Raw genomic sequence first — 358 nt, 5'->3', positions numbered from 1 at the left:
CTTATCGGGGTGCTTTTCACCTTTCCCTCACGGTACTTGTTCACTATCGGTCACTAAGGAGTATTTAGGCTTGGAGGGTGGTCCCCCCATGTTCAGACAGGGTTTCACGTGCCCCGCCCTACTCGAATCCTCACAAAGACACTACGCATACGGGGCTATCACCCATTATTGCCGGACTTTCCAGACCGTTCTGCGTCTTCGTGGTAAGGCATTGGCCTGCTCCGCGTTCGCTCGCCACTACTAGCGGAATCTCTGTTGATGTCTTTTCCTCCAGGTACGGAGATGTTTCAGTTCCCCGGGTTTGCCTCATGCACCTATGTATTCAGTACATGATCCTCTTGCGAGGGGGTTGCCCCAT

The 358-nt window shown here is 53.4% G+C and carries 1 rRNA gene; it reads right to left on the bottom strand.

The features are described 5' to 3' along the window. A 23S ribosomal RNA gene (locus KP705_RS19615) occupies positions 1-358 on the bottom strand; the annotation flags it as partial.

The sequence above is a fragment of the Gluconobacter sp. P1D12_c genome (assembly GCF_018812105.1).
Lineage (GTDB): Bacteria > Pseudomonadota > Alphaproteobacteria > Acetobacterales > Acetobacteraceae > Gluconobacter > Gluconobacter oxydans_A.
Note: the sequence above shows the minus strand (reverse complement) of the source record. Positions and strands in the feature narration are given on the sequence as shown.